The 15816-nt window shown below is 38.3% G+C and carries 11 protein-coding genes; 1 reads left to right on the forward strand and 10 read right to left on the reverse strand.

Annotation, left to right across the window (positions count from 1 at the left end):
- The first annotated feature begins 367 nt into the window (after positions 1-367).
- The gene (locus CTER_RS04035) at positions 368-1048 is read left to right on the forward strand and encodes a PsbP-related protein (RefSeq protein ID WP_004623858.1); all 681 of its coding nucleotides are present in this window, start codon (positions 368-370) and stop codon (positions 1046-1048) included.
- On the opposite strand, the gene CTER_RS04040 is transcribed toward CTER_RS04035, so the two are convergent.
- The 10 genes from CTER_RS04040 to spoIVB form a co-directional block, all read right to left on the reverse strand.
- A complete protein-coding gene (locus CTER_RS04040; protein WP_004623859.1) occupies positions 1049-2743 on the reverse strand; it encodes a sensor domain-containing diguanylate cyclase in 1695 nt (564 codons plus the stop codon).
- Positions 2744-2785: 42 nt separating this feature from the next.
- Positions 2786-4873 (reverse strand): cell division protein FtsA, encoded by a 2088-nt coding sequence (locus tag CTER_RS04045; protein WP_004623864.1) that lies wholly within the window; start codon positions 4871-4873, stop codon positions 2786-2788.
- Positions 4874-4906: 33 nt separating this feature from the next.
- Positions 4907-5539, reverse strand: a complete 633-nt coding sequence (gene nth / locus CTER_RS04050; RefSeq protein ID WP_004623856.1) for an endonuclease III — start codon at positions 5537-5539, stop codon at positions 4907-4909.
- The gene (locus CTER_RS04055; RefSeq protein WP_004623855.1) at positions 5532-7016 is read right to left on the reverse strand and encodes a glycogen synthase; all 1485 of its coding nucleotides are present in this window, start codon (positions 7014-7016) and stop codon (positions 5532-5534) included. Before CTER_RS04055 ends, nth begins: the two co-directional genes overlap by 8 nt.
- 18 nt (positions 7017-7034) lie before the next feature.
- Entirely contained in the window at positions 7035-8507 is a 1473-nt protein-coding gene (locus CTER_RS04060) for an HD domain-containing phosphohydrolase (protein ID WP_004623865.1), read from the reverse strand.
- 182 nt (positions 8508-8689) lie between these two features.
- On the reverse strand, positions 8690-10360 hold the full coding sequence (locus CTER_RS04065) for a S1C family serine protease (RefSeq protein WP_004623860.1): 1671 nt from the start codon (positions 10358-10360) through the stop codon (positions 8690-8692).
- Between the two features lie 72 nt (positions 10361-10432).
- Positions 10433-11956 (reverse strand): sensor histidine kinase, encoded by a 1524-nt coding sequence (locus tag CTER_RS04070; RefSeq protein WP_004623861.1) that lies wholly within the window; start codon positions 11954-11956, stop codon positions 10433-10435.
- 3 nt (positions 11957-11959) lie between these two features.
- Positions 11960-12646 (reverse strand): response regulator transcription factor, encoded by a 687-nt coding sequence (locus tag CTER_RS04075; protein WP_004623862.1) that lies wholly within the window; start codon positions 12644-12646, stop codon positions 11960-11962.
- A 314-nt stretch (positions 12647-12960) separates the two neighbouring features.
- Positions 12961-13797 carry a sporulation transcription factor Spo0A gene (gene spo0A, locus CTER_RS04080; RefSeq protein WP_004623857.1) on the reverse strand — a complete coding sequence of 279 codons (837 nt, stop codon included), beginning with the start codon at positions 13795-13797 and terminating at the stop codon, positions 12961-12963.
- A gap of 322 nt (positions 13798-14119) precedes the next feature.
- Positions 14120-15445, reverse strand: coding sequence for a SpoIVB peptidase (gene spoIVB, locus CTER_RS04085; RefSeq protein ID WP_004623863.1), 1326 nt, complete (start codon positions 15443-15445; stop codon positions 14120-14122).
- Between the last annotated feature and the right edge of the window lie 371 nt (positions 15446-15816).

The raw sequence follows: 15816 nt of genomic DNA on the forward strand, positions 1-15816 counted from the left end.
TATATATATATATATATATATATAATAATATATATATNTNTNTTTTTTTTATAATGAGGATTTTATTTTTTGTTGCTTAAAAATCTCATCTATAAGATGAAATGACAGCCCATCATTCCATCATAAGTAATTAACCTATCCTGAATACCCTTTTTAATATGTTTCCGAAAAATTTAGGCATCTTGACAACTACTATTTTCATTCCAATTACACTCCCCCCAATATGGCTCCTCACTATCTATCATATTCCCGCATTTTTGTTTTCGTGAATATTATTGGAAAAATCTTTTGATTTTTACTGTCTAATTTTAATACAAGCCGAATAAATATATAGTACAAGTATTGATTTTTATAGCGGAGTGATTTTATGAATATAATCATTATTTCAAATTATAAACGAAAATTACTGATAGTTATCACTGTTGTTACATTATGGATTCTTTTTATAATTGCGGCAGGACATCTATATTACAGTAAGGTTCAATATACCTTATACATTAACAGTAATGTTTCCCTTTCCTACCCTTCAACCATCAGCATCAAAAATGTATACTCCAAGTACAGTGACTCTGCTCCGTATATACAGGCCAGCAATACCAACTACAAAAACTTTATTGAGTTCAAATCCCAGGAGGAAGGTTTTGAATTCAGCTACCCGTCCATATTCAAATTGAATCAGCAAAGCTTCCCCGGAAGTGAAATTTTATACCATATTGATTTTCAAAACAAGGAAGACAGGAAATTTTATGGCTTTGTTCAGGTCTGGAATATGCCCCAGACACTTGAACAATTCCTTGAGGCCTCAAAAGAAGCGGCCACGACCGAGTTTGTCAACTTTACCTCTAAAAAGGTCAAAGTAAATGGATTAAGCGGTTACTTCTGGGAATATACAGTAGACAGTGCAGATGAAAAATACAAGGCCCTTGAGGTCTTTCTTGCAAAGGGCTCCAGGTTCTACAGGATCAGTTATTATATGCCTGAAAAGGATTATGGAAAAAATGATTATGATATGTTCTGGAGGATGGTTGAATCATTTAAAATTGGATAGTTAATTTCTTCCTTTATAAGCAGGTGCGGCTACTTTGAAACAGTTTCTCCCGCACTCCTTGGCTTTGTACAGTGCATTGTCGGCATCCCGTATGAGTTCCACCTGGTTCACCGAAATATCAGGGAAACATGAAATACCAAAGCTTGCTGTTACAGATACTGCAATGAGATTGTCCTTTATAATGTTGTTTTCAATTTTCAAACGCAGGTCTTCAACCTTTTCAATACCTTCCTCAATAGAAGTCCGGGGCAGCAATATGACGAATTCTTCCCCCCCAAATCTCGCTATTGTATCTGTGGACCTGAGATTATTTTTGACGGTCTGGGCCACACTCTTTAAGACCACATCACCAAACAGATGCCCGTATGTATCATTGAATTTCTTGAATTTATCAATATCCAGGATAACCAGTGTCAAATCATAACCAAGTGTCCTGGCTGCATTGAACTCCTCCTCGAATTTCTGGTGGAAATAAACCCTGTTGTGTACGCCTGTAAGTCCGTCTATGGTAGCCAAATCCTGCAAATTGGCATATAGCTCGGCATTTTCTATAGCCATACTGACCTGTTTGCCGATAGTTGTCAGAAGCCGGAGATTATCTTCATCAAAGGTATTGATATTCTTATGTTCGATTAAGGTCAATCCAAATTTTCTGGACTTCGAACTAAACGGCAGACATATGAAGGAACCGATTTTACGGGTTCTGATAAAATCAAATTTCTCAGGTATTACCGAGTTTTCCATGACGGGTTTGCCGTTTTCCAATATATCAAGCAGCAACTTACAGTTTATATTATCGTTTAAGACTGCCAGATCCTCTTTATTCCGAATATTGGTAAACTGGACCTTAAGTCGGTTTTTTCTGTGATCCAGCAGAACTATCGTTGAGTAATTAACCCCCATGACACCGATTATTACGTCATTGACAAAGTTTAGAAGATCGTTTATATCCAGAATGGAACCTATTGCCTCACTGATCTGCTGAAGAGTATAGAATTCGGCAATGCTTGAAGTAAGCCGCCGGTTGGTATCCTCAAGCTTATGATTGGTTTCCATAAGCCTATGATACTGATTTTTGATCTCGTCCTGTGCAACTTCAAGCTGTTCATATTTTTCGCCCAATTCAATAACCAGCCTGGCATTTTCCATCTCATTGCGGATACTGCTGTTATATACCGCCGAACTCATCCTGAGCATAACCGCAAGTATGAAATACAGACAGGTTATTTTAAACAGATCATAAGCAAACAACCTGTAATCAGGGATCGAGCTCTTCAGCCAAATGAAATCGGTAATAAGATACGCAATTTTTATGACCGCACTGAAGGCTAAAAGTGTGTAACCGGCCTTGATACCCCTGTGGAGTGTCAAAAATATAAGAGGGATCAACAATATTGCAGCTTCAATTCCCTCATAAAAATTTATTGTTACAATATTCAAAATTACAGCTTCTGTATATCTGAAAATCATAAACAACTTTTCCGAATACAAATTTGAACTGTTTATAATGGTTGTCTTTATAACATTGAATAAAAATAAAATTATTATGGAAATATTCAGCATCAAACCTTGTTTGATCAATATGATAGATCCGATATCAAAAATATCCCTGAGGACATAACCTGTTATAAGCAATATAATAAATACCCAACCAAGGTTAACTAAAACCTTTTCAAATTTGTGTATCTTATTCATAGTTCCTCCATGAGCTACACGGCAGTCATTTATTTCAGAATGCTAAATCTTAAATTTCTCCCAGAATATTTCAATTACGTCGCCCGGCACTATGCTGTCAGTAAAATTTGCTACTTTTCCGTTAAGTTTTAATATTATATTTCCTTTCGGAGAAGTCAGGTCGAAATCTATGTAACTGAATACATCCACAAAAATGTATTGCTTCCCCTCATTCAACTTGACTTTTTCACCATTAACAGTTATGACAAAACCTTCGTCCTTCAGATCATTTTCCACTGCTTTCCCGGCCAAAGCCAGGCTCTCTTCAGCTGAATCCGTCAGCTTTTGGGTTTCCTTTTCAATGCCGGTACAGGATATGCTGTCATTTTCGGCCAGACAATAATCCATTTCTTTCTGTTCACCGTTCACAGTCAGAACATTATTTGCCGGATCCAGATTAAATTCTGCCGCAAACTGTCCCAGGGTCACAATTTCTTTAACTGTCACATCATCCCCGTCATTTATGTCGGTATGCGGATTCCTGTTTTCCCCATTGACCGCTGCCTGCGGTACCAGCTTCAGAGTATCCTTATTAAGACTTACTTTAAGTCCATTTGGGTTAATAATATATTCCCTGAGCTGTTTGACGGCATCTCTTCCGTTTACGGCAGCTTTGACCGTAATATTGTCACCCACGTTAATAATGGTATCAAGGCTTGCAGGAGCCTCATTTACCAGGATCTCGGCTGCCTCACCATGCTCTCCCTTAATTAGCACAGGCTTTCCGTTATAGTTGAATTTTAAGGATTTACCCGTTCTACCTATGAGTTTGTTGGGATTGAAACCCACCAGTATCAAAGCATCTGCAACTGTGAGCTTCTTGGAGTTCAAAAGCTGTATCTTTTCCCCATTTACACTGACTGATAAAAAATCCTGTCCTTTTGTAGAATGAGCCATCATTGCAATTCCAAAGGGTGTTATTGACTCCGGTCCGGACAGTTTCCTCAGTTTGGTTTTTATATTATGTATAACATCCCTGCCCCTCACAGCCACTCTGTCACTATTAATTCCAAGCCTCCCGGCAATTTTGCCTGTAAGACCGGAAATCTGGCTTCCTCCGCCTATGAGGAATACGGCATTTGGTGCCTTCTGATTAAATTCAAGTATTTTATCCGCAATACTGTTTGCAAGAACTTCTATTGCAGGCTGAAGTGCCTCTAAAGCCTGCGCGTTGTCAACTTCTCTTTTATTGCCTAATATGTCGGTGTATTTAATGGATTCAACCCCTGATGTTATTGATATCTTTATTTTCTCAGCAGCATTAAAATCTACAAGAAATTCCTGTGCGATTTTTTCAGTGATTTCATCACCGGCAATGGGCACCATACCATATGCAACAACTGAACCATCCTTTGTAATTGCAATATCCGAAGTTCCTGCCCCAATATCTACCAGTACCAGATTTAACAGTCTCAGATCCTTGGGTATTGTTACACTGATCGCTGCAATAGGTTCCAGTGTGAGACCGGCAACTTTAAGCCCCACCTTCTCCATAACGGTATAAAGGCTGTCCACTACCACATGGGGTAAAAAGGTTGCCAAGACCTCGACCCCTATTTTTTTTCCTTTATGCCCTATAAGTGATGAGATGGTATAACCGTTGAGAAAGTAGTTGACAACACTGTAGCCCACGCAGTAAAAAGGGACTTTCTCTTCTGCAGAAAGCTCATTGTCAAGCTGTATCTGGGCATTTTGGATGGCATCCACCTCCATACTTCCTACAATGTCGGGTGTTATTTCCCTGCCCTGTTCAATTTCGTATTCCAATTTGGTCTGGCTGGTTTTTAAAACCCTTCCCGCCGCTGCAATGGCAACCTTTGTCAATTTCAGCCCCAGAGCTGTCTCAAGTCTTTCCTTAACTTCACTTACAACCTCCGCAACCTTATTTATATCATGTATCTGGCCGTCAAGCATGGCCCGGCTTCGGTGTTCATATACCTCGGCCGCTATAACCTTAAAATACTCATTTTCATAAAACCCGACAATGCCCACTACTGTTCTTGTTCCGATATCCAGGGCAAAAATAAGATCTTCCCGGCTATAATTTTCTTTTATTTCAACTTTTTTAGCTGTCTTTGGTTTATTTGGCATGTAATATCCCCACTTTGATAGTAGTTTTAACCGCTAATGCTTATTATAGTAGTCACATAGGCTATTAATCCTGCAATTTTCACAATCCGGCTTTCTTGCATTACAAACTTCCCTTCCATGATAGACAAGCTTGTGGCAAAAATCCGCCCAGCTTTCCTTTGGTACGATTTTTTGCAAATCGTACTCTATCTTTTCGGGCTCCTGGTTTTTAGTCAATCCAATACGATTTGAAAGTCTTTTGGCATGTGTATCAACCACTACGCCCGGAATACCGTATACTTCATATAATACAAGATTTGCAGTCTTCCTTCCCACACCTGGAAGCTGCAGCATCTCCTCCAAATTATCGGGGATTTTGCCGTCATACTTCTCTACCAACAGCTTACAGCATCCAATAATATTTTTTGCCTTGTTCCTGTAAAAGCCTGTTGATTTAATGTCCTGTTCCAGTTCAGCCTGATCCGCATTTGCAAAATCCTCAGCAGACCTGTACTTTTTATACAGGTCCTTTGTAACAATATTTACTCTTGCATCTGTGCACTGGGCTGCCAGCTGTGTCGATATGAGCAGCTGCAGGGGCTCCATGTATTCAAGTGAACACTCTGCCTCGGGATACAGTTCATTAAAAATCTTTAATATTTCAATTACTCTTTCTTTTTTATTCATCGGAAGTTACCTCTTTTTTAATTTTTTCCAGGGCAAGCTCATATAACTTCAGATATTTCCTGCCCGGCTTTTTCCAGGAAAAATCACTGCTCAGTGCCCTGCATACAAGCTTTTCCCATATATCGGGCTTATCCTTATATACGTTAATTGCTCTTTGCAGCGTTTCCCTGAAGGCTCTTACAGAAAACTCTTCAAATGAAAAACCATTGCCCTTTTCATTATCTGCATCATAATCTATTATTGTTTCGGCTAAACCGCCGGTTGCCCTTACTACAGGTATTGTTCCATATCTCAGGCTTATTATCTGTCCCAATCCGCAGGGTTCGAACCTCGAGGGCATTAAAAACATGTCTGCGGCAGAATAAATTCTCTTTGCCAGATCGGTATTAAACTCAAAGACAGCAGCAACATTGTCCGGATATTTGATCTGTAATCCGGAAAATGCTTTATAATAATATTCATCCCCCAGTCCTAAAACCGCAAGCTGGACATTTTCTTTTTTAATAAGCTCTTCTATACAGCCGATCAACAGTTCCAGCCCCTTTTGACCGGTGAGCCTTGTAACCAGGCCCAATAGCGGAGAGGTGCTTTCCTTCAGCCCCAATTCCTTTTGCAGGGCCTTTTTATTATCCTTTTTCAAAGCGGCGCTGTTTATATCATAATTGACCTTCAGACACCGGTCCCTTTCAGGATTAAACTCTTCATAGGATATGCCGTTTACTATTCCGAAAAGGTCCTTCTTTCTTTTGACCAGCACACCCTCCATTCTTTCACCATAGGCAGAGGTCTGTATTTCTTCGGCATACTGCCTGCTTACGGTATTTATAATGTCGGCGTAGACCAACCCGCACTTCATAAAGCTGAACATTCCATAAAATTCCGCTTTTTCAGGAGTAAAGTACTCAACCTCCAGATTTAAGTATTCAGTTATTTCGGCACCAAAATTGCCCTGATATTCAAGATTGTGAACGGTATAAACCGTAGCAATATCCCTGTACGGTTCCTGGCTGTGATACCTTTCCTTCAGCAGGAGGCAGACAGGTCCCGTATGCCAATCGTTGCAGTGAATTACATCCGGTTTAAAATCAATATATTTAAGCATCTCCAGTGCAGCCTTGCACATTAAAATAAATCTTTGTCCATCATCATTATAACAGTAGATGCCCTCTCTATTATAATAATGGTGATTTTCAATAAAATAAACAGGTATTGTTTGGTCCTGACTATTGGAAAAGCCACCTTGTTTAATGATACAGGTTTCTTTTCTGCTGCCCATTTCAACCGGAAAATCACAGACATAAACCATATCCTGACTGATAAACCCATACCGCGGCATTACAACCCTGACCTCATGTCCAAGCAGGGATAATTCTTTTGGCAGCGATCCTGCCACATCAGCCAGGCCTCCTGTCTTTGCATAAGGATCCACCTCGGCGGATACATAAAGAATGTTAAGTTTATTATTATTAAATTTCACTGCTACCTCCAGGATTAATTAAACTAGTTCTCTTATCATTTTAATGAATACATCTGAAATTTCAGGATCGAATTGAATCCCCTTGCAGCGTTCAATTTCGTTGATGGCCACTTCCATCGACATGCCTTTCCTGTAGGTCCTGTCACTGGTCATGGCATCAAAAGCATCGGCTATACATAATATTCTGCCCAATAAGCTTATTTCCTCACCTTTTAATCTATTTGGATAACCGCTGCCGTTATATTTTTCATGATGCTCAAGGATAGCCCTTAAGCCCCTGCCTAAGAACTCTACATTTCTCAGTATATTATAGGAAATCTGCGGATGTTTCTTGATCTCTTCATATTCCTGATCGGTAAGCTTGTCGGTTTTATTCAAAATCGACGCAGAAATGCCTATTTTACCGATGTCGTGAAGAATTGCGGCATATCTCAAATCCTGTATGACTTCCTCCTCAAGATTCATATGTGCAGCTATTTCACAGGAAATTTCCATGACTCTTTGACAATGGCCGCTGGTATAGGAATCCTTGGCTTCAATGGCGTTCACCAATGACATAACAGTCTGAATATATCCGGTATTCAGACTTTCCGAGTACTTTAGCAATTCTTCATTCTTTAACCTGAGTTCTTCTTTTGTAATATTCAAATTATTAATATTGTCATTAAGATCATCGTTAACAGCAGCCGTTTCTTCATACAGCGCTTCGATTTCCTGTTTCTGGGCATATACATCATTAAACAGCTGGGATTTGTTCATGGCCACAGCTGCATAATTTGCAATACTCATTAAAAAAGACAGATTGACCTTTTTAAATGAATTTTTTACAGTGGTTTCAATGAAGATTACTCCCAGCTGTTCATTTGATATGCTCAAAGGGATAGCCAGCTTATCTCCGACTATTCCCCTTTTTTTAATTAAAATATTCGAATTAACCACTATGGAATTTGTATTAAAGCACTTTGTTACAACAGAATCCGGTGTAAAAGCCTTTCCTACGTCATTAAAGACACAGCCCAGTTCGTACTTGCAAAAAATTTCCGACGAATCCATGTCCTTTATACAGATAAGGCATCTGTCACAGCCTGTAAATTTTCTGAAAACATCAAAAACATATTCCACTATATTGCCCATATCAATTGTCGAATTGAATTTTTCAGAGGTGACTCTGAGAACTTCAAGTTCATTTTGTTTTTCAACCAGCAATTTGAAGGTTTTCAGAGCATTTCTTTCACTGACCGGGTATGAGAACCGTCTATGGGTATTATATAAACCCGTATACTTGCCTATAACCTTTTTTGCCTTATTATTTCTCCTTATGACCAATATACCAAAATCGATCAAATCCAACAGCAGAATAATGACTCCCAAAAAAAAGCTAAAATATAGTATACTTTTAACTCCTTCAGTTATACCATACAGAAATAGGGGTATAGCAATTATTCCTGCCATATACTTGGCAATATGGGAATAATACCTAAAAAAGTTCATGTATCCCTCCATCAGATTAGTATAAGTGCAGTATATTATTACATATTAATTTTAAGGTTTTTTACTAATATTAGCAATATAAATAGCATTTTTTATATAATTTATATTTATTTGGGCTATTTTAAGCAAAAAAATACTGCTATTTTCAGCAGTATTTTTTCCTTAAATTATTTCATCAATGTTTATTTGGTTTCACCCAATTTGACCTGAACGGTTTTGGTATTTCCGTCCCTGTAGATTTCTATCTGTACGGTATCACCGGGTTTATGCTTATTTTTTTCGTCTTCCAGCTCAGCGTATGATTTTACAGACTTACCGTCAAATTTTGTAATGACATCTCCGCCCTGTATACCTGCTTTTTCAGCGGCGCCAAGAATTTCAACATCGGCTACGTATACTCCCATGGGCATTTTATTTTCTTTTGCAACATCTTCGGTGTACCTCTGATCAACTGAGATTCCCAGATATGGTTTTGATATATAGGTATTCTTTATAAGCTCATCCGCAATCTTCTTTGCATCATTAACCGGAATGGCAAATCCAAGTCCTTCAAAACCTGTGGCAACCATCTTGACGGTATTCACACCAATGAGCTGCCCTTTTATATTTACCAGGGCTCCCCCGCTGTTTCCGGGATTTATGGCCGCATCCGTCTGCACAAGTTTTATTTTTCTGCCGCCGTCAAGCTGTACCGTCCTGTTTAAACCGCTTATGACACCCTGCGTAACAGATCCCATATATTCAAGTCCGCCAGGATTTCCTATTGCTATGGCAGGTTCTCCGATTTTTAAATTGTCGGAATTGCCAAACTCAATTGCATTTAAATTATTTTCGTTTATTTTCAGGACGGCAAGGTCGGTCTTGGAGTCATATCCCTTTACTTCCGCCACATAGGGCTTATCGATTTTATTGGGAAGGAATACTTCTATTTTGGCACCGGCCTGAACTTTCCTTGTCCTGTCATTCAATGCGTTTTCTATTACATGATGGTTGGTCATAATATACCCGTCCGAACTTATAATAATACCGGAACCTTCTCCGCCGCTGGATTGAACTCCGAACAAATCATTGGTGTTCTGATAAGTAGTCCTGATACCCACAACAGAAGGTCCTACTTTTTCAGCAACACTTGTAACTGCAGACTCGGCCGTCTGGACTATTTCCACTCTTTTGAGCTCACCGGCAGGGGTTTGGGTATTCTGCTTTTCTTCTGCCAGATTTGCTCCGAAAAAGCTTTTCAATCCTGGCTGAATGGCAGGTGCCACTACTAAAAGCATGGTTGCCAGAATAGCTCCTCCAAGTATTGAGCTGACAACCGACACCAGAATGTATTTCCAGGCATCGGATTTTTTTTGAGACTTCTTATAATTTTCCTTATAAAAATTATTATAATTTGGAGAACCATAATTTGGTGCATTGTAATTTGGCGGGGTAATATTCTGAGTATTTGAAAATCCTTGCGGATTGTTCATCTGCCATATTCTCTGAGTCTCATTAATTTTATTTTGACCGGACTGATCAGGCAAAGCTTCAAAGTTATTGTTATTATCCGGACTTGTCTGAAAACCGGAATTTTCTTCAGCTTTGTTTTCCACTGACCCGGAAGGCTCTGCATCTGCATTAATGACTGTTGAAGCCTGGTCATTTGAATTCTCTCCGGTATCAACGGTATTATTTTCAGCAGGGACGCCTTCTGTTGGGTTATTTTCTAATGTGGTATTGTCAGCCGCGGCATTGTTATATATTTCAGATGTATTGTCATGCTGAACACTTTCCTCTGTTTGTCCTATATCGTTCAGCCGGTTGTTAAGTTCTTCTGTTACATCATTTTTTTCAATTTTGTCATCATTCATTGAAAAGTCCCCTTTCTCATCAATATATTTATTATTTTAATCACGTAATTTTAAAAAACTATGAACAAAGTGTTAATCTTCAATACTATTTTTAAAGTGGTCCAATGTAAATGTAAATTTAGTTCCGGCTCCCGTTTCGCTTTCGACCCATATTTCCTGTTTGTGTTCGCTAATTATGTTTTTAACTATGGCAAGCCCCAGACCGGTGCCGGTTTTATCCTTTCCCCTGGACTTGTCGGATTTATAAAATCTGTCAAATATCCGTTTCTGTTCATCCTGATCAATTCCAACACCATTATCCTTAACCGAGATTAAAACCTTATCTTTATTCTTTACAGTTTCTAAAATAATTCTCCCGTTTTCGTTTGAAAATTTAACCGCATTGTGTAAAAGATTAATTATGACTCTTTCGATAGAATCTCTGTCTCCTATGACTATCAAATTTTCAGAGTCGAAATTCGCTTCAACCTCCAGGTTTTTAGAAGTTATTAATGTTTCATTTTTAATTACGCATAATCTTACAAGTTCATTTATATCAAAGGGCTTTAAATTGAGTTTTAATTCTCCCGCCTCCATCTTTGCCAGATCCAGAAGATCATTCACAAGTCTGTTCAGGCGGTTTATTTCATCTCTGACAATAATCAGATAATTTTCGTGTTTATCCTCAGGAATAGTACCGTCAAGTATGCCTTCAATAAAGCCGCGTATTGATGTCATTGGTGTTCTGAGTTCATGTGAGACATTGGCAATAAAGCCTCGCCGCATTTCTTCCAATTTTTGCAGGTCATCGATCATCTGGTTAAAGCTGGTAGCCAGCTGTCCGATTTCATCATCGTTTTTTACCGTAAGCCTGTTTCTGAATTCTCCTGCCGCTATGATTTTTGCAGCATTGTTTATCTGTTTCAGGGGTTTTGTAAACCGCAGTGAGAAAACATAAACCAAAACTATTGCCAGAAAGATTGCTACTCCGCCCGACCACACAAACAACTGGAATACCTGGGTCCTCAGCTTCTGTATCTCAGGCATGGGCGTATGCAGGTATATGGCTGCTATGGTTTGCTGCTTGCCGCTGCTGGGTGTGATCTGAAAAGGCACTTGAATCGTCAGCCAGGAATCCCCATAACGTTTGTATTCGTCTGTGCTGAGCAAACCGAAAAAGTCTCCGATTTTTTGAATGGTTTTGCCGCCGTTGTTCATCACATCTTCATACATCTTAGGCTCAGGCAGCTGCGGGTGATTGTATTCATTTTCGTATTTCTCCAGGGCAGCCTTGGCCCAATCCGGTGTACAGAATGCCACCTGCCCTTTCGCATCCACAACCCATATGATGGAATGACTGAATTCGCTGGTCTGTGCCAAAGAATTCTGAAAATACTGTTGGACTACCAATGAATCCATGTTTTTTAAATAAAATACAAAATTATTCTTTATATCTGCGGCTGCCTGTTCAAGTGTACTTACCTTTTCTTTTGTTGAATAGTTGTTCAGGAAGTAATACAAAAACCCGCCCGTAACAATATAGCTTAAAATAAGCAGTCCTATAAAGATACTCACAAGTTTTTTAAAGATAGTCTGTTTAAATTTGAATTTTGCCATTAATTATTTCACCTCAAACTTGTAGCCCACACCCCAAACTGTTTTAAGCTGCCAGGGCTGTCCTTCGAGGTCTATCTTCTCCCTTACCCTTTTCACGTGGACGTCCACAGTCCTGGAATCGCCATAGAAATCAAAGCCCCACACATGTTCCAGCAGCTGTTCCCTGGTGAATACCTTGTTGGGGTTTGAAGCCAGGAAAAACAGAAGTTCCAGTTCTTTAGGAGGCAATTCTATAAGATTGCCCTTTAATCTGATGGTATAATTGCTTTTATTGACGATCAGATTTGGGAATACCACCTCCTGTGTATCCACATCCTTGTGCTCATATCTTCTTAACACGGCCTTTATCCTGGCGACAAGCTCCTTCGGTTCAAAAGGCTTGACCATGTAGTCATCTGCACCCAGCTCCAGTCCAAGCACCTTGTCAAAGGTCTCTCCCTTTGCCGTAAGCATTATAATGGGGATGGAACTGACTTTCCGTATCTCTCTGCACACCTGCCAGCCGTCAATTCCCGGCAGCATTATGTCCAGCACAACCAGGCTGGGAGTATGTGTCTTGAATGCGTCGACGGCACTTATCCCATTATATGCGTATAAAACTTCGTAACCTTCCTTTTGGAGGTATAATCCGATCAGTTCGCAAATATTCCTGTCATCATCCACAATTAATACTTTACTTTTGTTATTCATAAAAACTCCTTAATATTGCTTTTATAAACTAGTTAACTTTATTATAACAATAGTGTCCTAAAAAGGAATATCAAAATAAAATTGTTATCAAAAAATTAATAAATTACCGCAATTGTTTTTAACAGTGCATCTTATTTCATAAAGTTGTACTCGCGTACCAGTTTATTCTGATTAAATCTATTTGTAAAGCAAAACAAAATCTTCATAGCACAACGAGTTAAATTATTGGTTTTTAAATAAAAAACTCCTCCGCCTAATATTGTAAACAAATTTTGTTTACTTAAGCGGAGAAGTTTTTTCAACAAATAATTAAATCACCCAACTTTTAATTCCAATCTCAATTTGTCGGCTATCATTGCAATAAACTCTGAATTTGTTGGTTTACCTTTTCCAATGTTGACGGTATAACCGAACAATGCATCAATAGCTTCAACCTGCCCTCTGCTCCATGCAACTTCTATTGCATGACGGATGGCTCTTTCAACTCTGCTTGGAGTTGTATTATATTCTTTTGCTATACTGGGGTAGAGAAGTTTTGTGATAGAATTTATCACGTCCAAATCCTTGACAACCATCATTATTGCATCTCTGAGATACTGGTAACCCTTGATATGGGCAGGAACACCTATTTCGTGCATGATGTTGGTCACTTCAACTTCAAGACTTCTGGATGTGTTTGGTATATGTACCGGTTTCTTTTCAGTAAAAATATCGTTTTTATGAACTGATATTGACGAAGACATAGAAGTTGAAACAGAAGGAACATACGTACTATCTTTCAATTGTCTGATTCTGTTGACCAGGACATCCATATCAAAAGGTTTCACAATGTAGTATTCTGCACCCAGTGCAAGTGCGCGCTGTGTGATTTTGTCCTGTCCAACAGCCGATAGTACAATAAATAAAGGTCTTTTGTCCATGTTCGATGATGCTATTTTTTCCAAAACTCCCAACCCATCAAGATGTGGCATAATAATGTCTAGAATTGCAATATCCGGAGTATTCTGCAGTATTAAATCAACTGCTTCAAAACCGTCCCTTGCCAGACCGACAACCTCAATATCGCTCTGATTTGATAAGTATTCGCACAAAATGTCGCCGAACTCCCTATTATCGTCCGCAATAAGAACATTAATTTTTTTACTACTCAACGCCATAACCCCCCAAGATTTTATTTTTCCAAAATATGTCATGCATCTATTATATTTTGAACTCGACATAATTTCAAGTTTTTTACTCTAATTGCCGAAGTCAAATAATAATAACATAAACAAAATTCACTCTCTACGCCTTAATACTACCATATTTCTCTATATTATAAAATAATAATATAAATAATAAAATTTGTATTTATTACCCAAATGTTAATAAATATATAGTTTTTTTACATACATAATTTAAGTATATACCCATAAATTAAAATTTTAAACTGAACCTACCATTTTTTTTGATAGATTCAGTTTAAATTATTTTTTATCCGGCTTTAGTTTCTCCTATTGGGGCTGCTGCCTTTTCGTTGATATTCTTCAGCATCCACTCAATAAATATGCCGTACCCCCTGGTTGGATCATTTACAAGAACATGGGTTACCGCACCGATCAACTTGCCATTTTGTATTATGGGGCTTCCTGACATACCTTGCACTATACCACCTGTGGAATTCAGCAGTTTTTTATCGGTGACCTTGATTACCATTCCCTTAGGTCCGCTGAAGGACTGTCTTGCCACCTTCTCAATATTAATGCTGAATTCCTGAATTTCATTTCCTTCAATATTTGACAGTATTGTGGCCGGACCCACCTTTACCTGGCCTCTTATTCCTATGGGATACAACCTCTGATTGAATATTCTGTTCTGCCCGTAGACCTTGCCGTAAATGCCGCATTCATCATTTTTATAAATATTGCCCATGGGCGGTTTATTTTCCATAAATATACCTTTTAATTCCCCCGGTGTTCCCTGCTCGCCTTTTTTGACGGCTATGATATTTGATTCCAGCACTTCACCGCTGTTTACAGGCATCAGCATTCCGGTGTCTATATCGGTAATACCGTGACCCAGAGCACCAAAACTGCCTGTTTCGGGATCATAAAAAGTCAGGGTGCCAATCCCCGCTGTGCTGTCCCTTACCCATAATCCGATATGATATTTCCTGTCATTAACCCCCTGGGTAGGATAAATTGTCGTCGAATAAACCGTATTGTTACGTTTATACTTTATATCCAATTTACCTCCTTTGCTGTTGTCGATCTGTTTTATCATGTCCCGGATATCGGTAAGCTTTTTATTATTTATTTCATAAATAATGTCTCCTGCCTTGATACCTCCATCTTTTGCCGGTGCCAATCTCACACCGTTGGCAGTATCCACTTCACTTACTCCTATAACCAATATTCCGTCCATTCTGATTTTAACCCCCACCGTATTGCCGCAGGCAGCTAACTTTTTACTTGGAATAATATCAACCTGCATTGTCTTTAGAGGAATGACACCAAAAGCTTTAAAATTAAGCTTTACCGTTCCTTTTTTCTGAGTTTTGAAAGCCAGAGGTGATATCAGCTCTAAATAATTTCCATTTGCTTTAATACTGCTGTTATTAAGTTTTAATACTTCATTATTATCAGCTTTTATATTTACAAAATAGAGACTTTTAAAATTGTAAATATATTCTTCTCCTTCTAAAAGTGTCAATCTTTCGGGTATGACAGAAAATGTCTGCAAATAACTAAGTGTAGCAACACAAAAGCAGACAAATAATAATACAAACAGCTTTTTTTTATTGGATTTTAAATAGTGCATTTAATCACGCTCCCGATAAATAAAATACCATTTTCTGGCTGCTTGCTTTTGCTCCCCATATTATTCCAATGAGAACAAAGTCACGCAATTTTGTATTAGCGTGACCTTGCAATCATAATCATAAGTTAACCTTTATAGATTTTTATTATTCAAGTAAAATAAAACATGGCAGGTAATTAACACTCAAAAAAAACCTTAAATTCACGTTTATGAATTTTCAAAATGCAAAATCTGATAAATAAATAGTTGAGCATCCATTTTCAGAAAAATTTATTAATCTTAACAATAATCCTTGATAAATTCACAGAAATATAAAATTTTATACTTTCCTGGGGCAATAAAAAAAATACAGCCACTATTAACTAAGACTG

Source organism: Ruminiclostridium cellobioparum subsp. termitidis CT1112 (assembly GCF_000350485.1).
Lineage (GTDB): Bacteria > Bacillota > Clostridia > Acetivibrionales > DSM-1351 > Ruminiclostridium > Ruminiclostridium termitidis.